Here is a 19759-nt window from a genome sequence, read left to right as displayed (position 1 = left end):
ATCGGAGCATTCCCTTGACCGAGCCCTCGCTGTCCGCGCCCACCAGCTACGACCGAGTCTGGACCAACTGGGCCGGAAATCACACCGTCACCGCGGCGATGTACGCCCAGCCCCGCGACGAGTCCGAAGTCGTCGAGGCTGTCCGCTACGCGATCCGACAAGGCTTGAACGTGCGGGTTGCCGGAACAGGACACTCGTTCACGCCGGTTGTGCCCACTGGTGGGCTCATGCTGGACCTGACCCAGCTGACCGGGGTGACCGCAACCGACCCTCAGCGACTGCGGGCCACGGCCCTGGCGGGCACCACGGTCGGCCAGCTGGGCGAACCACTGTGGAACGCCGGCCTGTCGCTGTCGAACCAGGGCGACATCGATAAGCAAGTCATCGCCGGTGCGCTCGGGACGGCCACGCACGGATCCGGCATCGAGCTGCCGAACATGTCCGCAGCGATGCGCCGCGTGCGACTGGTCAACGGGCACGGCGAGGTCGTTGACATCGGCGAGGACAGGATGCGGGAGCTACGCGCGGCGCAGGTCGCGATCGGCTCGCTCGGCGTGATGCTCGAGGTCGAACTGGCCGTTTCCCCCGCCTACTACATCAAGGAAGAGATCAGCTACCGACCGTGGCAGGAGATCGAGGACTCCTGGGACGAGCTGATCGCCAATCACCGGCACTTCTCGTTCTTCTGGTGCCCCGCGGACCACTCCGTGGACCTCTACCAACTCCCGGCACCACCCGATCAGCCGATGAGCAACCACTGCTACGTCAAGATCTACGACGAGGTCGAGGTCATCGAGCCGGACGGGCTCGTCTCCGACGACGTGGGAAACCGCACCGATCGCGCCTACCGGGTCTACCCCGGCGGGTACGACGAGCCCTTCCACGAGATGGAGTACATGGTTCCGGCCGAGTACGGCCTGGAGGCCCTCAACAAGATCCGGCGGCTGATGCTCGACGAGTTCCCGGACCAGCTCTATCCGATCGAAGTGCGTTGGACCGCGGCCGACGACGCGTACCTTTCACCGAACTACCAGCGCGACACCATGGTGATCTCAGTGTCCGGTGCGCCCGGAACCGACTACTGGCCCTTCCTCCGCGCCGTGGATCAGCGGCTGCAGCAGTATCAGGCCCGACCGCACTGGGGCAAGATCCACTTCATGACGCGGGACCGGCTGCGCGAGCTGTACCCCGGGTTCGACACCTTCCTCGAGGTGCGCCGGGAGTTCGACCCGAACGGCACGTTCCTCAACGACCACCTGCGCCCACTCCTGGGCTGAACCGTCCACCACCGAAAGGAGGAGGGCGCGTGGAGTCCTTCGGGAACCTTGTCATCTATCTTATGATGGGGTTCGTTGTGATCGGTGCTGTGGCGTCGATCCGCGATGACGAACACGGACTCGGCCGGGAGTTCAAGGAAGGCCTGTATTCCATCGGCCCCATCTTCGTCCCCGTCGCCGGAATCATGGCCTCCATCCCGTACCTGTCGGCACTGGTCGAGTCGGTCGCCGGCCCACTGTTCGACGCGATCGGTGCCGACCCGGCGATCGCTGCCACGAGCTTGATCGCGGTGGACATGGGCGGCTACCAACTGGCACAGGAAACTGCGGGCAGTACTGGTGGCTGGATCATGGCCACCGTGGTTGGCTACATGGCCGGGGCCACCATCATCTTCACCATCCCGGTCGGTCTCGCCATGCTGGACCGCCGCGATCACCGCTACATGGCACTGGGCGTGATGTCCGGCGTACTCGCGATCCCCATCGGCGTGCTGGTCACCACGGGCACCTTGCTGGCCACCTCGACAACTGTGCGTGACGAGGTGTCCGCTGACAGTGCCTCGAACGCGCCGCTATCCGGCCTGGACACCGAGGCCATGCTGCTCAACTTGCTTCCGCTGGCAGTGTTCGTGGTACTGCTCGCGGCGGCTCTGTGGTTCGTGCCGACGATCATGATTCGGCTGTTCATCTGGTTCGGGCGAATCTTGGATGCGGCACTGAAGCTCGTGCTGGCGGTGAGCATCATCGAGCACTTCACGGGCGTGTTCTCCGCCGTGCTCGGTAGCTGGGGCTTCGATCCGATCATCGCCGACGCCGAGGACCAGTACCGGGCACTAGAAGTCGCAGGCAATATCGGCATCATGCTTGCCGGGGCCTTCCCCATGGTCTACTTGCTGCGCAAGGGACTCTCCCGGCCCCTGGGCGCACTCGGCCGCCGGGTGGGGATGACTGCTGAAGGCACGGCCGGACTGCTGGCCGCCGCGGCCAACGTGCTGGCCCTGTTCCGACTCATTCGCCACATGCCCCCGAAGGACAAGGTGCTGTGCATCGCGTTCGCCGTCTGCTCCGCCTTCCTCGTGGGGGATCACCTGGCATTCACGGCGAACTTCCAGCCGAATCTCATCCTGCCGTTGATGCTGGGCAAGTTCGCCGGTGGTGCGCTCGCGATGGTGCTGGCTGCGCTTATCGCCCTGCCCGCGGTACGGGCCCTCGCCGCCGAGGAACCCACGGCCGAGGCGGAAACCGCACCGGTGAGCACGTGAGTGGTCGGCACGTCGAAAGCTTGAGAGTCCACTGAGGCAGGACGGTGCAACAACCTTGCCAGCCACGTGCGAACCGGAACCGGATAGCAGCTCGTTTCAGAAGAGGTTGGTAGGTGGCCATAGCTGATCAGTGAGCAACCGGGCTGAAGAAGCCCGCAGTGGATGTCGGCGTGTCGTTCGTAGCGAGTACGTAGACGCTTCGATGCTGCAGCCACGCGGTCTGGTCGTGCGGAGCGCGGGAGCCCTGATCGGATGGTTGAGGTCGGTGTTGCGTCCGGTTCCGCAACACCGACCTCTACTGTTGTTCATGCGCATCTCGTCGGGGTCGCACTGAGCGCACTGAGCTGATCATGTCTTCGTAGCTGCCCCAGTTGAGGTCGAGGCCGTTGGCACCGGGCGGGAGCAGCATCGACTCGCCGGTGTAGTGGGTGCGCATGTACGAGCGGAAGTTGTAGTGTGTCCGGTTCCAATGGGAGGAGGTGCGGTTGTTGATGTTCTGGTGGGTCAGGTTGGGAGAGGCCCACTTGAAGTAGGCCATGTGCCCGCCTCCTCTGCGGTCGGTGAACAGGCAGAGGTATCCGCTGGGGCAGCGGTCGAAGCCGCGGCCGACGGTGACCGTCCCGAAGTTAGTCCCGCTGCGGAGGACTTCCTGCTGGATCGCGGCACTGGACCGCGGTTGCGGGGCTTCTTGCCCGTCGGTGTCGGCGTGGGCGGCACTCGTCCCTGTTCCGAGCAACACGGCCAGCACCGGCACCATCGCCATGCTCAGTCTCTTGGCAACACGCACGACAATCACTCCCCCTGTTGTTCTTGCGTGACAGGGGTGAGGCTAGAGCGTCCATCACGTTCCGCAATCAAGTTCGAAGCCGATAGCTCATCGTCACGCGAACGAGTGAGCACAAAAATCACTGAACGCGACTACACGAGCGTTGGTCCGAGCCACGTTGCGCGGCGAACGCGGCGCGGACCGGTGACGTCCGGGCGGCCCCTCTCGTCGATCGGACCAATCTGCCGACACGGGAGCCCACCACGGACGCTGCTGTTCGCGCTCGGACCCACGTGTTCGGCACTACCCGAAGGTCCGGTGCGGGCTCAGTGTTGTCGCCGGTTGTGGGCGAGGGGGTGGTCTTCGCCGGTGAGGGTGGCCAGGGCGGTGGCGATGTCGGTGAGGTCGGCTTTGACGTAGGTGCTGGTGGCGTTGTCGTGGGAGTCGGTGTGGCCGGCGTAGGCGTGGGCGGTGGCGAAGCCGAAGTGGCGTTCGACCCAGGTCAGGGTGGTGTGGCGTAGCCAGTGGGTGGAGATCTGCTGGGCCCGCGCCCAGGGCAGGTGGCGGGCGACGCGGTTCCAGAGGTGGTCGTAGCGGCGTCGGGTGAGCGGCCCGCCCCGGGCGTAGCGCAGTACCGGTGTGTCGGGGTGGGTGGCCCCGCGGGTGCGGGCGTGGGTTTCCAGGTGGCGCATCAGGGTGGGTGAGGCCGGTTGCCATCGCACGGTTTCGGCCTTCTGCCGGAGGAACAGCAGGCATTGGTCGGTGTCCAGGTCCCGCAGCCGCAGGGTCAGGGCGCCGCCGCGGCGGCAGGCGGTCTCGATGTGCAGCCGCACCAGCAGCGTGTCCAACTCGGGATCATCGCCCGTGGCGGAGACCACTTCGATGATCTCGGAGAGGCGCTCGTCGGGCAAGGCGCGGCGGGTCGACGGCAACCGGCGGGGCTTGGTGACCCGCCGGGCCGGGTTACGGCGCTCGTCGATCAGCCCGTCGTCCTCGGCATGCCGATACAGGCACCGGAGGGCGGCGACGAAGTTCTCCGCGGCGCTGCGCCCGCCGCGGGAGTTGCGCCGCACCACCGCGGTGGCCTTGGCCTTCTCCGCCTGAGCCCGGATGTCGCTGGCCGACACCTCGTCCAACCGGCGCTCACCCCAGGCCGCCTCGGCCCGGGCCCAGTAGGACCGGTAGGCGCGCGCGGTGCTGGGCGAGACCAGCCCGCTCACGACCGGGATCCACTCGGCCACCGTCGGCACCGGCCGCTCCGTCGAGCCGGCGGTCTCGGCGAGCAGGTCGGCCGGGTTCACGCCCAGGCGGGCCAGCAGCAGCCGCGCCGCTTCGAGGTCGCCTGCCTGTGGGGCTTCGTGGGTGCTCACTCGGGCTCACCCCCGGCCAAGTCCCGGTGGTAGTCAGCGAGCATGGCCGCCACCGCCGACGGTGGGTGCACCACCAGCACGTCGTGGGCCACATCGGCGGCCACCAGCACCCGCTGCCCGGCCCGCACCCCCGACCGCGCCCGCGCCGAGGACGGCACCGTCACATACGGGGTGTCCGACATCACGAACGCGCCCTCGGCACACCGGTGCAACAGCACCGACCGCTGAACCACCGTGATCGCCAACCGGTCGCCCGACTGCCAGCCCAGCGCCCGCACCACACGGCGTTCGGAGATGCGTCCTGTGGTGTCCACGAGGGCAGCGCCGAACACCCACGGCCCCGAACCCGCTTCCAGACAGCTGAGATCCGGCACCGACAACGGCGAGAACCCCGGACCGCTCCCCGGCCGGTCCGGTGACAGGAAGACGCGGCGGGATCGACACCGCCCGCACAAGCCCGGTCATGACACATCACCCCCCTGCCGCGCAGAGGGGGACACCGGCGGCACAACCACCGTAACGGACAGGGATGACCGGTGTCTCGAAGATCCACCCAGCGTGAGCGGGTGGTCACGGACTGTTGAGTGAGATCTGCTACGAACTGGTGTCCGAGGGGGGACTTGAACCCCCACGCCCTTAATCGGGCACTAGCACCTCAAGCTAGCGCGTCTGCCATTCCGCCACTCGGACTTGCGTGGTTAATAGCGTAACGGAGGCCCCACAGCGCCGTGCACCGGGGGTCGACCTTCCGGGAAAGATTCGCTCACCTGCATCGACGACACTCCGGCAGCCTCCCTGTCCGTTACGGTGGACGTGCTGCCGGTGTCCCCCTCTGCGCGGCAGGAGGGTGGTGTGTCATGACCGGGCGGGCCAGCAGCAGCCGCGCCGCCTCCGACTCGCCCGCCCGGGGGCTTCTTGGGAGCTCACCGAATCTCACCTCCGGCGAGGTCAGCGTGGTAGTCGGCGAGCATGGCCGCCACCGCCGACGGCGGGTGTACTACCAGCACGTCGCAGGCCACGTCGGCGTCCACCAGCACCCGTCCTGCCGATATCACCGCTCGGCGGAACGGTCGGCCGACGGTGGTTGCGTGAATCCCGGTTGTGACCGGGCTGTTCGGCCTAGGTCACGCGTTGCAAGAGGCACGCGCACGGCTTGTCGACAGGCCCCTGCCCGGAGTGCCTTCGTGACCTGCCTGATCGCTGTCTCGCATGGGAACGGCGATGTGCCCGGTCGCCGTCGGGAATTCCGCGGGACACAGGCCGGGACCCTGGCGTCGAGCCGGACGATGACCTTACCCGCTGGTATCCCATTCGGGGGGAGACCGGCTATGGTGTCACTGTCCGCGTCCGACATGTCACGGGAGACGACCATGGGTGAACCCGCGAACGCACCCAGCTCGACGCCGGTCGGGGTGGACCCGACCCGGGCCAGTATCGCCCGGGTCTATGACGCCGCCCTTGGCGGTAAGGACAATTACGCCATCGACCGTCAGGTGCTCGACGCGATCAGGACCGCCGCGCCCGAGGTGCGTGACATGGCGTGGGGCAACCGCAACTTCCTCATTCGCGTGGTGCGGTTCCTGGCCAACCAGGCGGGCATCACCCAGTTCCTCGACTGCGGTTCGGGCCTGCCGACCGCGGAGAACACCCACCAGGTGGCCCAGCGCATCGACGAGCGGATCCGAGTGGTGTATGTCGACAACGACCCGGTGGTCCTGGCGCACGGCAACGCGCTGCTCGCCGAGAACGAGCACACGGGGATCGCCGACGCCGACATCTATCGGGCCAAGGACGTCTACGAGCATGACCTCGTCCGCGCCCACCTCGACTTCGACAAGCCGATCGGGCTGCTGCATGTCTCCACCATGCACCATTACCTCGGTGACGACTACGCCGACGTGATGCGCGCCTACGTCGACCCGCTGCCGTCCGGCTCGTTCGTGGCGGTGTCCCACTTCTACGACCCCGAAATTCCCGAGCTCTCGGCTACGGCCCGGGCGATGGAGCGGTCCATGCTCGACAGCCCGATGGGCTCGGGAGTGTTCCGCACCGCCGACCAGATCCTGGAGATGGTGCCCGGCCTGGACGTCATCCCGCACGCTGCCGGATCGCCGCCCGAGGTGGTGCCCTGTGACTCGTGGTGGCCCGACGGTCCCGCACTCCGCCCACTCAACGACGCCCAGCGCCTCGTCGGATGCGTGGTCGCCCGCAAACCCTGAATTCTGTTCGGAACACGGTGATCGTGGCCGGGTGCGGGTTGGTGATCACGAGGGTATGCCGGTGATCACGGCGGTGCGGTCGGAGTGGATTGCCCCGTTGCCGGGGTGGGAGCCGCGGGTAGTTCCGGAGGTTGGTGGGCACGGTCGCGGCCCGTGGCGGGGAGGCGGTCGCGGATGGTCGCCCGGGTCGGCAGTGGCGACTGCGGGACCGGGTGTTGCTGGTGTCGGTGTGCCGGCGCCTGGCCCTGCGTCGGATCGGCCCGTGGTTCGGGTTTTGTCACTCGGCCGCGCACCGGGTCCTCGACTCGTTCGGCCCGGTGCTGGCACCCGCTCCGGTGCGCGAGTGCCGTCTGGATAGGGTCGCGATCGTGGACGGCACCCTGGTGCCCACGCGGGACCGCCTGGTGGCCGCGCCGTCGAAGAACCACCGGTACTTCAGGAACTCGCCGGTCACCATCGACGCGGGCACGTGCCCGGTCATCGCCACCGGCGACCCGCAACCGGGAAACCGCAACGACACCCACGTCTATCGGGAGTCCGGCGTGGTCCACCGGTGCCATGCTCGCCGAATTCTGCGATGACTCCTCTCCCGTGTCCGACACGCACCATCGCGCGCCAGGTGTCACCCGCCCATCCGGGAAACATAGCCGCGACCGGCCGGGACGAATCGGGCGCTGCACCCGCTCACCGCGTACCGCGCGGTTGACCGGATCCGGGGCACCGGCGCTGTTGCCCGTTGGTCCTACCCTCCGTCATCTCGCGCGGGACGGATTTCGTGCGAACGGCGCTATAGGACTCTCGATTCGAACGTTACCGTTCACACACGAACATAAAACAACAAATAACGAACGGGAGTGGACATGCGCTGGTCAACCGTGCGCGATGCCGCCACGGTGGGCACACTCGTCGCCGGCCTCACCGGCACCGCCCTCACCGTGCCACCGGCAGCCGCCGAGCGAACCGACTGGACCGTGACCGGGCCCGGATCCGAACTCGCCGCCGTGGTCCGCCTCGTCGACGGAACTCCGGAACTCGGAGTGACCCGGAACGGATCGGCCGTCCTGCCGCCCTCCGAGGTCGGCGTCGTCACCGAGGAAGCCGACCTCTCCCACGACCTCACCTTCACCGGGCGTACGGACCGCACCATCGTCGAGAACTACCGCATGCCCACCGGTAAACGACGCGACCGCCACGCCGTGCTGCGCGAATCCACGTTGAGCTTCGCCGCCGCCGACGGCACCCGGCTCGATCTCGTCGTCCGCGTCGCCCGCGACGGCATCGCGTACCGCTACCACCTGCCTGACCCGGACGGTACGGCGGTGTTGCGCGAAGCCTCCTCCTGGGAGCTTCCGGCCTCCTCGACCGCCTGGATGCTGCAGCACAATTCCTGGTACGAACAACCGCGCTTCACCACGACCGCGGGGTCGGCGCCCGAAGGGGACTACGGCCACCCCGCGCTCTTCCGCGTCGGTGACACCCACGACGACCCGCACGTGCTGCTCACCGAGTCGGGGATGACCTCGGCCTACCCGGGCGGCAAGCTCACCCACGACGGCGGTGGTGACTACCGCCTCAGCCTGGTCGAGCGACCGCCCGCCTCGGACGGCCCGCTGACCACACCGTGGCGGGTGGCCGTCGTCGGCGACCTCGGCACCGTGACCGAATCCACCCTCGTCGACGACCTGGCACCGGACTCGCGCGTCGCCGACACCTCCTGGATCCGGCCGGGCAGCGTGGCGTGGTCGTGGCTGCCGGAGCACGAGAGTCCGCGTGATCCCGAGCGCCAGCGCGACTACATCGACCACGCCGCCGAGCACGGCTGGCCCTACGTACTGATCGACGAGGGCTGGGACGCGTCCTGGGTGCCGGAGATCACCCGGTACGCCCGCGCACGCGGCGTCGACGTGCTGCTCTGGTTCCACTGGTGGGACGTGGACACCGCCGAGGAGATGAATCACTGGTTCGGCCGCCTCGCCGACTGGGGCGTACGCGGGGTCAAGATCGATTTCATGAACAACGGCGGCGGGCATGGCGAGGGCGCCGACCGCCACGACTGGTACGAGCGGGTGCTGGCCGCCACCGCCGAGCACCGGCTAATGGTCAACTTCCACGGCTCGACCATCCCGAAAGGACTCAGCCGCACCTGGCCGCATCTGATGACCTACGAGGCCGTGCGCGGGGCGGAGTACTACTCGTTCACCGCCGACCACGGTGTCACCCCGGCGCACAACACGACGCTGCCGTTCACCCGGAACGTGGTCGGCTCGATGGACTACACCCCGGTGACCCTGTCCCAGGACACCCGGCACACCTCGACGGGGCACGAGGTGGCGCTGCCCGTGGTGTTCGAGTCGGCGCTGCTGCACCTGGCCGACCGGCCGGAGGTCTACGCCGAACACCCGGTCGCGCACCGGTTCCTCGACCAGGTGCCCACGGTGTGGGACGACACCGAGCTGCTCTCCGGTGAACCCGGTGAGCAGGCCGTTCTGGCTCGGCGCTCCGGGGACCGCTGGTTCGTGGGCGGGATCGCCGCGGGCTCCGCGCGCACCCTGTCGGCGCCGCTCGACGTCCTCGGCGACGGTCGATGGCGGGCCGACGTCTACCGCGACACCGCCGACGGTTCCGGGCTGGTCCGCGAGTCGACGACCGTGCACGCGGGCGAGGAGATGTCGGTACCCGTGGCCGAGAACGGCGGGTTCGCCGCCGTGCTCTGCCCGGCCGAGCCGGGCCGGGACCACTGCGACCGGCCGGTGCGTACCGTTCCCGCCACCACTCTCGCGCTCGACCCGGAATCGGCGACCGTGCCGCCCGGCCGGTCGGTGGAGGTGACGGCCACGTTCACGCTCGACGAGGGTCAGCGGATCCGCGACGTCACGCTGCGTCCGGACGCTCCGCGGGGTTGGACGGTCACGGGCGAGCCCGTCCGGAAGGCTACCCTCGCCGCCGGTGAGCCGGTGACCGGAACCTGGACCCTCACCGCGCCCCGCGACGGCGCACGCGGCCGCACCGACCTGCCCGTGGCCGCGGAGTACCGCCTGCCCGGTGACCCCGCCACACGCGAACCCGTACACGTCGAGCGTGCGGTGACAGCGCTGGTTCCGCCCGAGCCCCCGCACGGCGATACCTACGTCAGTGAGATGGAGTTCGTCCGCGCCGACAACGGGTGGGGCCCGGTCGAGCGGAACCGGTCGAATGGGGAGCGAGAGGCCGCCGACGGTGGTCCGCTGACCGTCGACGGTACCACGTTCGACCGGGGACTCGGCGTCCACGCGCACTCGTCGGTGGAGGTCTACCTCGGCGGACGCTGCGACCAGCTCACCGCCGAGGTCGGGGTGGACGACGAGGTGGGCGAGCGGGGATCGGCCGCTTTCACCGTCTCCGGTGATGGGACGGTGCTGGCGGAGTCGCCGGTGCTCGACGGCGCCGAAGGTCCGCACCCGTTCCGCGTCGCCGTCGACGGCGTCGAGTTACTGCGGCTCCACGTCGGCGACGGCGGGGACGGTGTCGATTACGACCACGCCGACTGGGGCGGGTTGCGATTGTCCTGCCGACCGTGACCCCGCCGGTACCGATGGCGGCCGCGGTCGGCAGGCTCGGCCCCGGAGGACCGACCCTGGTCCCCTCCGGGCATGAGCCGGAGGAGAACCACGAACGGAGCGGCGCATGTCCGAGCACGAACCGGACACACCCGCAAGCTCACCATGGCGGCGCCGGGAGGCCGAACGAGCTGATCAGCCGCCGCGGCACCCGCGACACCAACCAGGCCGCACGCTGGGTCGTCGAACAAACCCTCGCCCTGATGCACCAGTTCCGCCGCCCGGCCACCCGGTGGGAACGCCGCACCGACATCCATCACGGCCTCCTCGGCCTCGCCACCAACCTCATCCGCCGGCGCCGATCTTGGTGTAGGACCGTGACGCCAGAGGGCGAGTCCGTTTCGCTCAACCCGGGGTCGGCTCGGATCCGTGGCCGTCCGGAAGCCGAACGGTGAACGTTGTTCGGACGTGTGGGGTGCTGGTGACGGTCACCGTCCCGTCGTGAGCACGGACGAGGTGCCGGACGATGGCGAGTCCGAGGCCGCTGCCGCCGGTGGTGCGGCTGCGCGACTTGTCTGCCCGCCAGAATCGGTCGAACACGTGGGGGAGGTCCTCTGGCTCGATGCCTCTTCCGGTGTCGGTGATGTCGATGACGGCAGTATCGCCGTCTTGGCGGGTGGCAACGGTGACGTGCCCGCCTGCCGGCGTGTGCCGGAGGGCGTTGGACAGCAGGTTTCCGGTGATCTGCCGTAGTCGAACCGGGTCGACGACCACCTCGGAGGGTCCATCGAGCTGAGTGGACAGTGTGACCTCCGCGGCGTCCGCCTTGTTCCCGAGTCCGGCAACCACCTGGTTGAGCAGGTCGTCGAGTGCGACCGGCTCGGGATGCACCTGCAGGGTTCCCGCGTCGGCCGCCGCGAGGTCTCCCAAGTCGTCGATCATGTGTTGCAGTAGCAGAACGTCTTCCATCGTGGAGGACACCCATGCGGGACCCGGGCTGGTGACGCCGTCCTCGACGGCCTCGAGCCAGCCCCGGATGTTGGTCAGCGGGGTGCGTAGCTCGTGGGCGATATCGCTGACCATCTCTTTGCGTTGCCGTTCCGCTTCCTGCCTGCGTTCGGAGAGGTCGTTGAAGGCGCTCGTCAGCCGGCCGATCTCGTCGTTCGTCGTGGCCGGGACCGGGGTGTTCCGTTCGGGGTCGCGTGCGGCCGCGGTCAGCGCGTGCAGCGGTCGGGTCAGTCGGGTACCGACGACAACCGTGACACCGATCGTGACAAGGAGCACGAGTGCCGCGGCGGCCGCGATCAGGGCCGTGTCGGCGGTCGAGAGTGTGAAGCCGGGGGTGGGATCTCCGCTCGGCGCGGTGATGAACAGCAAAGCCGCGGGTGCCACGTGGGGGCGCAGTTGCTCGCGCCTGCTCTCGTTCAGGCACGTCCGCACAGCGCCGCTCGCACGGTCGTTGCCGATCCAGGTGAAGGACAGGTCGGCAGACATGTTGAGGCGAACCGGGCCGAGGTTCTTGGTGCGCAGGCAGTCATTGACCAGTGTGTGGAGCTGGTGGAGTGCCTGTTGCTCGGTGGCTGTGTGACTGGTGAGGCTGCTGATGCCGCATCTGCGCTCGTAGCTGGGCCGGTTGTGGCCCGAGATCTCGATGGTGGGACCGCCGTTGGGTTCGCGGCTGATCGTGGCGGGGATCCCTCTGCTGTGCAGGCAGGATGCGATTCTGGTCGCCAGTTGGTCTCGGTGTGTGCGTTCGGCCTCGGTCAGTCGGAACGGTCCGATCGCACGCGGGTCGATGCGGTCGGGTCCGGCGTCCGGTTCCAGTGCCGGATCGACGTGCAGCGGGTCGATGACCGCGGACGGTGTTCCCCGCGGTGCCGCTGCGGCCGGACCGGATGACGCGATGGGTCGCCGCTGGGTTGTGGTCAGGACGATGTGCTTCCCGGTTCGTTCGGCGAGGTCGCGGATCGTTCCGGCGACACCGTTCCACTGGTTGTGGGTGGCGGCGTAGCTGGTCAGCTTCTGGTAGATCTTGACTTGCGCAGCGGGTCGTTGGGCTTGCTGGTGCAGGACCGCCCGCGTGGTGGTCTGCACGGCGAGCCAGGTGGTGGCCGCGATGGAGCAGGCGGCCACGAGGGCCGAGAGCACCAGTAGCCGGACGAGGAGGCTTTTACGGCGTGGTGACCCGGGGCGCTTCTTGGACACCCGATCGACGGTAGGTCACTGCGACACGTCCTGACCGGACCATGACGGCACGCTGACACGATCTTCATATTCCTCGCCGATGATCGACGATATGGGTGATCCCGAGGGCGCAGGTGTGCCGGACCCGTATCCGCGGCAGGCAGGAGATCCCGACAACGCGGCGCATCCGACCGAGGTGATGCCGGTCTGCGGGATTCTGGACGACGAGACCTCGGCCCAGCGGTCGGGCGAGGAGGCCGACAACGCCGAGAAGCCACCCGAGAAGCGGCCTCGGAAGAAGCGATGGGTGGTGCTCGGCTTGGTCGCCGTGCTCGTTGTCGGTACGGGCGCGTTCGCCGCCTTCTGGGCGCAGCGTGACGACGAATCGAGCAATAGCCGCGAGCGTGTCCCGGTCGAGGCAGTCGCGGTGCAACGCGGAGACCTCTCCGAGAGCGCGACGTTGACCGGGAACCTTGACTACACCGCGAAGCGGCCGCTCACGGGCTCCGCGAGCGGCATCGTGACCGAGCTTCCCGCCGTGGGCGACACGGTGGGCAGGGGTGAGCAGCTTTACCGCGTCGACGATAGTCCCGTTCCGGTGTTCTACGGTGACACTCCGCTGTACCGCACACTGGACACCGAGGGCATGGTCGGTCGTGACGTGCGGGTGGTCGCGAACAACTTGGCCACGCTGGAGTATCGCGTCGGACAGCAGCCGCCTGTGGGCACGGTTCTGCCGCGTCCGGACACACCGCAGCAGGACGACTCGTCCGGGCAGCAGTCGCGGTCCGGCGACTCCGGCAGAAGTGCGGCGCCGCCGTCCGGCGGCGCGGACACGGGCACATCCACCGAGAGCTCGGACGGCTCCGACGCCGAAGCCGACACCGTGACGGTGCGTGAGGGGGACGCGGTGCTTACCGCCTCGTTGATCGATGCGATCGAACGCTGGCAGCGGGATGTAGGGATGCCTGCGACCGGGGTACTCGGTCTCGGCCACGTGGCTGTGCTGCCGGGTGAGGTGCGGGTGGATGCGGTGCGGGCCCAACTCGGCGATAACGCCGAGGACACGGTGCTGACCGTCTCGTCGACGGCCAAGGCGGTGATCGTACGGGCACCGGTGTCCGATCTCGACGCGATCGCGGAGGGCCAAGAGGTCACGGTGACACTGCCGGACGACACCACGGCACCAGGCAAGGTCGCCACCATCGAACCGGTGACCAAGGGCGGTTCGCCGGGCAGCGGGTCACCGGATGGTCCCGGGGAATCCGAGCGGAAGGTGACCGTCACCCTGACCGACCACAAGAAGGTGGATGGTGAACCGGGGCCCGTGCAGGTCCGGTTCACCACGAAGACCCACGAGGACGTACTGGTCGTGCCGGTCGGTGCGCTGCTTACCTTACGCGAAGGGGGTTATGCCGTACGGGTTCCCGAGCGCGGGCTCGTCAAGGTGCAGACCGGAATGTCCGTCCGCGGCAAGATCGAGATCACAGGGGACGGCATCGAGCCGGGCACCAAGGTGGTGACGACCTCGTGACTGCCGAAGACCCGCCGGTGATCGCGGTACGCGAGGTGAGTAGGACCTATCCGGGGGCCACCGCCCTCGCCGACGTGTCGCTGACCGCGCGGCAGGGCGAGCTGTTGGCGATCGTGGGCCCCTCCGGGTCCGGGAAGTCCACACTGCTCAACATCATGGGCACGCTGGATCGTCCGAGCAGCGGGACCGTCGAGTTCGGGGGAAGGGACACCGCCGAGCTCTCCGATCGCGCGTTGTCCGCGTTGCGTGCCCGCAGGCTCGGTTTCGTGTTCCAGCAGTTCCACCTCGCCGCGGGACTGTCCGCGGTGGAGAACGTCGCCACCGGTCAGCTCTACGCCGGGGTGCGGCGGCGACAACGGCACAAACGGGCGCGGGCGGCCCTGTCCCGGGTGGGGTTGGCGAACCGGGGTGAGCACCGTCCCGGCGAGCTGTCCGGTGGGGAGTGCCAGCGGGTTGCCATCGCCAGGGCCCTGGTCAATGAACCCGCGCTGGTGTTGGCGGACGAACCGACCGGTGCATTGGACAGCAGGACCGGTCATGCCGTGCTGGAGCTGCTGTTCCGGCTGAATGAGGAAGGCACCACCATCGCGGTGATCACCCACGACCTGGCCATCGCGGACCAATGCCCCAGACAGGTGCACATCCTCGACGGCCGTGTGGTCACCGACACAGGAGGGGGTGCCCAGAGTGACCCGACTCTCAGGGCGCACGCGTGAGCACAACCGACCGGCGCGTCTGGCACTGTCCGACCTGCTCGGTCTCGGGTTGTTGGGTATTCGTACCCGGCCGCTGCGTGCGGTCCTCTCGGCGCTGGGGATTTCGATCGGCATCGCCACCATGATCACGGTGATCGCGATCCCGGCATCCAGCCAGCAGAAGCTGAACAACGAGCTCGACGAGCTTGGCACCAACATGCTCACCGCCCAGGCACAATCCGTTCCCGGCGAGCAGGAACAGGTCACGCTGCCGAAGCAGTCGGTGGACATGGTCCGCCGCATCGGCCCGGTCACCACGGCGAGTGCCGTCGGGAACACCCATGCCAAGGTGCGACGTTCAGACCTCGTCAACCCCGCCTACGGTTCCGGACTCGCGGTGCTGGCCAGTAAGAACAACCTGCTCCGCACCGTCAACGGGACGATGCGGGCAGGCCGGTTCCTCGACAACACCACCGACGGCCTGCCCACGGTGATCCTCGGTCACGTGGCCGCCAAGCGGCTCGGAATATCCCGGCTGCGCTCAGGCGAACCGGCTCCGCTTGTGGTGATCGACAACCAGTGGTTCACCGTCAGCGGCATCCTCGCGGAACTGAAACTGTATCCGCAGCTCGGCCGCGCCGTGCTGGTCGGCTGGGACAGCGCCCGGAAGTTCCTCGACTTCGACGGGCATCCCACCGTGGTCTACACACAGGCGCAGGAGGGGCACGTGTCCGCGGTACGCGGCGTGCTCTCCGAGACCGTCCATCCGAAGCTGCCCGGGATGATCCGGGTCAGCGACCCATCCGCCGCGCTCGCGGCCAAACGCGCCGCCGAGTCCACGTTCTCGGAGTTGTTCCTTGCGCTGGCCGGAGTCGCCCTGCTGGTCGGCGCGATCGGGGTGGCCAACACGATGGTGATCTCGGTCCTCGAACGGAGACGGGAGATCGGACTACGCCGCGCACTCGGAGCGCACCGGGGCCAGATCCGCGCGCAGTTTTTGACCGAGTCGGTGGCACTGTCCGGACTCGGCGGACTGGCCGGCACCCTGCTCGGTGTCCTCGCGACGATCGGTTACACTGTCGCCGCAAACTGGCCAGTCGTCATCTCGCCGCTGGCCGTCCTGGCCGGCGTGGGCGGCGCGATCGCCGTCGGCGCGCTCGCCGGGGTTTATCCCAGCATCCGCGCCGCACGGCTGCCACCCACCGCCGCCCTCGCGGCGTCTTGAGTGTGTGATCGTGCCACTATGGATCGCGATCCCGGTCACAGCCACCACACCGGCGGCCGCGCCGGCATGGTGGCCTATTGGCACATGCCGTCCGTGTCCGTGCCGCCGACCATTTTGTAGCCGACCCCGTAGACGGTCACCAGGCGCACCGGTTTGCGCGGCTGCGGTTCGATCTTCTTGCGGAGATTCATGACGTGCACATCGATGGTGCGCTCGGTCATGTAGCGGTCGAAGCCGTGCAGCTGTTCGAGCAACTGCGCCCGGTTGAACACCCGCTCCGGTTGGCTGGCGAGGGCCTGCAAGAGCCGGAACTCGCCCGCCGTGCAGTCCACCGGCTCGCCGTCACTGGTCACCGTGTGCCGGGCGGTGTCCACGACCACGGCGCCGACCCGCAACCGTGGATCGGGCTCCGCTGCGGGTGCCGCCCGGGTTCGCCTGAGCAGTGTCCGCACACGGGCTGCCAGTTCACGAGGGCTGAACGGCTTGGTCATGTAGTCATCCGCACCGAGATCCAGCCCCAGTAGCAGGTCATCCTCCGTGGACCGCGCAGTCAACATCAGCACCGGAATGTCGGACTCCCGGCGCAAAATGCGGCAGACATCCAGACCGTCCACCTTGGGTAGCATCAGGTCCAGCACGAGCAGATCCGGAACATGTCCGCGCGCCTCGTCGAGGGCCGCACGGCCGTCCGTAACGACGACCACCGAATGCCGATCGCGCTCCAGATACTGACGGATCAGCTCTGCCTGTTTCGTGTCGTCCTCGGCCAGCATAATGTGGGCACACATCACTGCGACTCTACCGCGGTTCCCGTTGCGGGCGAACCAGCGGCCACGTGCGGCGGAGGACACGGCGTGACAACGGGATGCTGACAGGTTCTTCACATTCATCCTCGACCGTGGGCGGCATGAGGAAATCCGTAATCACACGTTCGCCACGCCGAGTGTCGTCAGGCTGCGCGGCCCTCGTGACAGCCGCGGTCCTGAGTGCTTGCGGGTCCGACGGCTCCGACGGTCGCCAGGTAGCCAGCCTGTCCACGGCAACCTCCGGCGTGCCCTCGACATCCGTTCCCAGCGCCTCCGCGACGGACGGCTCGAGTAGACCACAGATTCGGCTGGATACCTCGGCGAAGGAGAAGGATCGCCTGCGGAAATCCTACTACGCGTGTTTGGCGGAACATGGGCACCGGATGTATCCCGGACGCGGTTCCCCGGTTCAAGATAACCTGACTTCGCAGGATGAGGCGGCGAAAAAGGAATGCTTGGGTAAGAAGCCGTTGCGGCCGCCCCAGCTGGATCGCGAGAAGAATCCGCAGTATCTGGACGACTACCACAGCTACATCGAATGCCTGCACGACAACGGAATGGACGTACGGCCCACCAAGCCGTTCGGCACCGGGTGGACATACGGCCCCGGCGGGAGTTCGCAGTCCGAGGATCAGAAGATGAAAATCGACCAAAAGTGCAAGATTTCGGCATTCGGCGACGGCTGACGGGACCAGACGATCATGTCGGCAGCCGAGGATGGACAGCGAGGTACCGCCAAATTGCCTTGCGCCCGACCTATCACCGACGAACGTCGTGAAGGCGTCCGCATGGTGTGTCGTAGCCCATGGATTCGTTTCCGGGCGCCATGTGACTCTCACTGTCGGGCCGCACGTCCGGCCGATCCGGGCTGCTACCGGGTCCCATCTTCACACGCTGCTGGGCCGTCTTCGGGGCGGCCGTCATCGTCATGTCCCGGTGTACGACGATCACGGTGGCGATCCGGCGCTCGGCGCTGTCTGTCAGGACACCGGGAGCTGCCGGTGGTGTCGTGGATGTCGAGCTGCTCGGGGAGCGAGATGCCGTCGGGCACTGGTTCCCGGACTGCGGCCGCTCGATGGCCGCTGCCCTCGGATGCCGACCTCGTTCTCGAGGCGGGCTTCCGGCCCGGTGCACACCACATCGCGGCGGAAGCTCACCGGCTGGGGCGTGGTGTCGGTGTCCGTTACACGCCCCAGGTGTGGTCACCCGGCGCGGTCTCGCGGTTTCCCCATTCGATGCTGAGCCGCACCGCGTGCTGCCAGTTCGCGTACTCGGCCTCGCGCCGTGACGCTGCCATCTGCGGCAACCACTGGGCGGCCCGGTGCCAGTTGCGCCGCAACCCTTGCAGGTCGGGCCACAGGCCGACGGTGAGGCCGGCGGCGTATGCCGCGCCCACCGAGACGGTTTCGGCGTGCATGGGCCGCATCACCGGCACGCCCAGTACGTCGGCGATGAGCTGCATGAGGAGGTGGTCGGCGGTCATGCCGCCGTCCACCTTGAGCGCTTTGGCGGTCAGCCCGGCGTCGGCGTTCATCGCGTCGACGACCTCGCGGGTCTGCCACGCCGTCGCTTCCAGCACGGCCCTCGCGAGGTGCCCCTTGTCCACATACGAGGTCAGCCCGACCACGATGCCCCGCGCCTCGCTGCGCCAGTGCGGGGCGAACAGGCCCGCGAACGCGGGCACGATGTAGCACCCGCCGTTGTCGTCGGCGGTACGCGCGAGGGTCTCGATCTCCGGTGCTGTCCGGATCAGTCCGAGCGCGTCCCGGAACCACTGCACCAGCGACCCGGTGACCGCGATGGATCCTTCGAGTGCGTAGTGCGCGGGTTCGGAGCCGAACTGGAAGGCCACGGTGCTGAGTAGCCCGTGCGCCGAGGTCACCGGTTCGGTCCCGGTGTTCATGAGCAGGAAGCCGCCGGTGCCGTAGGTGCACTTCGCCTCGCCGCGATCGAAGCAGGTCTGGCCGAGCAGCGCCGATTGCTGGTCGCCGAGTGCGGCGGCGATCCGCACCCCCGGCACGACCCTGCGGGTGGTGCCGTGGAGCGCACCGGAGGGCCGGATCTCGGGCAGCATGGCGCGCGGTATGCCGAAGAACGCCAGCAACCCGTCGTCCCAGTCTAGTGTGGACAGGTTCATCAGCAGCGTTCTGCCGGCGTTGGTGACGTCGGTGAGGTGGGTGCCGCCGTCGGGGCCGCCGGTGAGGTTCCAGATCAGCCAGCTCTCCATCGTGCCGAACAGGACGTCGCCGCGTTCAGCCCGCTCGCGCAGCCCCGGCGTGTGATCCAGGAGCCAGCGGATGCGCGGGGCCGAGAAATAGGTCGCCAGCGGCAGGCCGCTCCTGCTCCGCACCTGGTCGGCATCGGGGCGCCGTCCCAGTTCCCGTACGAGGTCGTCGGTCCGAGTGTCCTGCCACACCAGCGCATGACCGACGGGAGCGCCGGTGTGGCGGTCCCACAGCACCGTGGTCTCCCGCTGGTTCGCGATGCCGAGCCCGGCGACCTGCTCGGTGGTGACGCCGGCCTCGCGCAGTGCCTGCGGCACGATGCGGTCCACGTTGCGCCAGATCTCGGTGGGGTCGTGTTCCACCCAGCCCGGCTTCGGATAGTACTGGCGGTGCTCACGCTGCACCACGGCCACCAGCCTGGCCCGCTGGTCGAACACCAGGCACCGGGTGGACGTGGTCCCCTGGTCGATCGCCATCACGTACTGGGCGGGCATCGGCACTCCTAGCGGTCGGTCTCGAGGTCGCGGCTCACGGCGAGCGCCGCCTCCCGCACGGTGCGAACCAGGCCGCCCCGGGGACGCCGCCGGGTGTCGCAGATCCGGTCGACGGCCCCCGCGATGCTGATCGCGCCGACCACGAGCCCGCCGAACGACCGCACCG

15 protein-coding genes, 1 tRNA gene and 1 pseudogene are annotated in these 19759 nt (G+C 68.3%); 9 read left to right on the top strand and 8 right to left on the bottom strand.

Annotation, left to right across the window (positions count from 1 at the left end; translation table 11 throughout):
• Positions 1 to 14 precede the first annotated feature (14 nt).
• Together SACHA_RS0114260 and eutH are read left to right on the top strand one after the other, a co-directional pair.
• Complete coding sequence (locus SACHA_RS0114260) at positions 15 to 1277, top strand: D-arabinono-1,4-lactone oxidase (RefSeq protein ID WP_019810858.1); 1263 nt, start codon at positions 15 to 17, stop codon at positions 1275 to 1277.
• 29 nt (positions 1278 to 1306) lie between these two features.
• Entirely contained in the window at positions 1307 to 2539 is a 1233-nt protein-coding gene (gene eutH / locus SACHA_RS0114255) for an ethanolamine utilization protein EutH (RefSeq protein WP_019810857.1), read from the top strand.
• Positions 2540 to 2834: 295 nt separating this feature from the next.
• On the opposite strand, the gene SACHA_RS0114250 is transcribed toward eutH, so the two are convergent.
• The 5 genes from SACHA_RS0114250 to SACHA_RS26460 form a co-directional block, all read right to left on the bottom strand.
• Positions 2835 to 3326: a peptidase inhibitor family I36 protein gene (locus SACHA_RS0114250; RefSeq protein WP_232211891.1), complete on the bottom strand. Its 492-nt coding sequence runs from the start codon at positions 3324 to 3326 to the stop codon at positions 2835 to 2837.
• Between the two features lie 305 nt (positions 3327 to 3631).
• Positions 3632 to 4675 carry a tyrosine-type recombinase/integrase gene (locus SACHA_RS0114245; protein WP_019810855.1) on the bottom strand — a complete coding sequence of 348 codons (1044 nt, stop codon included), beginning with the start codon at positions 4673 to 4675 and terminating at the stop codon, positions 3632 to 3634.
• Positions 4672 to 4989 (bottom strand): hypothetical protein, encoded by a 318-nt coding sequence (locus tag SACHA_RS0114240; protein WP_232211890.1) that lies wholly within the window; start codon positions 4987 to 4989, stop codon positions 4672 to 4674. The genes SACHA_RS0114245 and SACHA_RS0114240 overlap by 4 nt, the downstream gene beginning before the upstream one ends.
• A gap of 288 nt (positions 4990 to 5277) precedes the next feature.
• Positions 5278 to 5365 (bottom strand) — tRNA-Leu (locus SACHA_RS0114235).
• Positions 5366 to 5598: 233 nt separating this feature from the next.
• The gene (locus tag SACHA_RS26460) at positions 5599 to 5730 is read right to left on the bottom strand and encodes a hypothetical protein (protein ID WP_269634191.1); all 132 of its coding nucleotides are present in this window, start codon (positions 5728 to 5730) and stop codon (positions 5599 to 5601) included.
• A 315-nt stretch (positions 5731 to 6045) separates the two neighbouring features.
• On the opposite strand from SACHA_RS26460, the gene SACHA_RS0114225 reads away from it, so the two are divergent.
• The 3 genes and pseudogenes from SACHA_RS0114225 to SACHA_RS0114215 all read left to right on the top strand — a co-directional run bounded on the left by SACHA_RS0114225 (position 6046) and on the right by SACHA_RS0114215 (position 10451).
• Positions 6046 to 6894 carry an SAM-dependent methyltransferase gene (locus tag SACHA_RS0114225; protein ID WP_028663192.1) on the top strand — a complete coding sequence of 283 codons (849 nt, stop codon included), beginning with the start codon at positions 6046 to 6048 and terminating at the stop codon, positions 6892 to 6894.
• 55 nt (positions 6895 to 6949) lie between these two features.
• Positions 6950 to 7469: pseudogene (locus SACHA_RS22210) on the top strand (IS5/IS1182 family transposase); the annotation flags it as partial.
• 285 nt (positions 7470 to 7754) lie between these two features.
• Positions 7755 to 10451 (top strand): glycoside hydrolase family 97 catalytic domain-containing protein, encoded by a 2697-nt coding sequence (locus tag SACHA_RS0114215; protein WP_039739155.1) that lies wholly within the window; start codon positions 7755 to 7757, stop codon positions 10449 to 10451.
• A 384-nt stretch (positions 10452 to 10835) separates the two neighbouring features.
• Here SACHA_RS0114215 and SACHA_RS0114210 read toward each other — a convergent pair whose 3' ends face one another.
• Entirely contained in the window at positions 10836 to 12635 is a 1800-nt protein-coding gene (locus SACHA_RS0114210; RefSeq protein ID WP_028663191.1) for a sensor histidine kinase, read from the bottom strand.
• Positions 12636 to 12714: 79 nt separating this feature from the next.
• On the opposite strand from SACHA_RS0114210, the gene SACHA_RS0114205 reads away from it, so the two are divergent.
• Genes SACHA_RS0114205 through SACHA_RS0114195 form a run of 3 tightly spaced genes read left to right on the top strand, consistent with a single transcriptional unit; the run spans position 12715 to position 16068 of the window.
• Complete coding sequence (locus tag SACHA_RS0114205; protein WP_019810848.1) at positions 12715 to 14148, top strand: efflux RND transporter periplasmic adaptor subunit; 1434 nt, start codon at positions 12715 to 12717, stop codon at positions 14146 to 14148.
• The gene (locus SACHA_RS0114200; protein ID WP_019810847.1) at positions 14145 to 14864 is read left to right on the top strand and encodes an ABC transporter ATP-binding protein; all 720 of its coding nucleotides are present in this window, start codon (positions 14145 to 14147) and stop codon (positions 14862 to 14864) included. The genes SACHA_RS0114205 and SACHA_RS0114200 overlap by 4 nt, the downstream gene beginning before the upstream one ends.
• Entirely contained in the window at positions 14836 to 16068 is a 1233-nt protein-coding gene (locus SACHA_RS0114195; protein WP_019810846.1) for an ABC transporter permease, read from the top strand. Before SACHA_RS0114200 ends, SACHA_RS0114195 begins: the two co-directional genes overlap by 29 nt.
• Before the next feature lie 74 nt (positions 16069 to 16142).
• Here SACHA_RS0114195 and SACHA_RS0114190 read toward each other — a convergent pair whose 3' ends face one another.
• Positions 16143 to 16856: a response regulator transcription factor gene (locus SACHA_RS0114190; protein ID WP_028663189.1), complete on the bottom strand. Its 714-nt coding sequence runs from the start codon at positions 16854 to 16856 to the stop codon at positions 16143 to 16145.
• Between the two features lie 179 nt (positions 16857 to 17035).
• On the opposite strand from SACHA_RS0114190, the gene SACHA_RS24590 reads away from it, so the two are divergent.
• Complete coding sequence (locus SACHA_RS24590; RefSeq protein WP_157601700.1) at positions 17036 to 17560, top strand: hypothetical protein; 525 nt, start codon at positions 17036 to 17038, stop codon at positions 17558 to 17560.
• 497 nt (positions 17561 to 18057) lie between these two features.
• On the opposite strand, the gene glpK is transcribed toward SACHA_RS24590, so the two are convergent.
• Positions 18058 to 19593, bottom strand: a complete 1536-nt coding sequence (glpK, locus tag SACHA_RS0114175; RefSeq protein ID WP_019810843.1) for a glycerol kinase GlpK — start codon at positions 19591 to 19593, stop codon at positions 18058 to 18060.
• Positions 19594 to 19759 lie beyond the last annotated feature (166 nt).

Origin of the sequence: Saccharomonospora halophila 8, from assembly GCF_000383775.1 — a bacterium.
Taxonomy (GTDB): Bacteria; Actinomycetota; Actinomycetes; order Mycobacteriales; family Pseudonocardiaceae; genus Saccharomonospora; species Saccharomonospora halophila.
The sequence above is the reverse complement of the archived record's forward strand: the minus strand, read 5'-3'. Positions and strand labels throughout refer to the sequence as shown.